The organism is Pedobacter sp. ASV12 (genome assembly GCF_016429155.1).
GTDB lineage: Bacteria > Bacteroidota > Bacteroidia > Sphingobacteriales > Sphingobacteriaceae > Pedobacter.
Genome location: NZ_JAELUC010000376.1, coordinates 1 through 379 on the forward strand (window position 1 = coordinate 1; position 379 = coordinate 379).

General features: G+C 40.1%; 1 protein-coding gene. It reads left to right on the forward strand.

Annotated features, from left to right (window positions below; translation table 11 throughout):
- The coding region (locus JHD69_RS20770; protein ID WP_199142201.1) for a GIY-YIG nuclease family protein at window positions 1-244 on the forward strand (244 nt) is incomplete at its 5' end.
- Between the last annotated feature and the right edge of the window lie 135 nt (window positions 245-379).

Below are 379 nucleotides of genomic sequence, written 5' to 3' on the forward strand. Positions count from 1 at the left end.
GTATACCGGTGTGACATCGGATCTTATCACCAGGATTTGGCAGCATAGAAATCATATTTATCCGACAGCATTTACATCAAGATATAATTGCAATAAGTTGATTTATTATTGCTTTTATCCCAGAATAGAAGAGGCAACAGCCGAAGAGAAGAAAATTAAGGGAGGAAGTAGGCTTGCCAAGATAAAATTGATAGAAAGTATTAACCCCGCGTGGGAAGATCTGTATAAGGAGATTAATGTTTAAGAGGAAAGCAATCGAAATAGATCGCTTCGTCGTACCTCCTCGCAAAGACGTTGCTGTTATCCGTCACTGCGAGGCACGAAGCAGTCTTGTTTAAATGGAAAGGTATTTAAAGCGGTTGTTGGAGAGGGTGTTAAG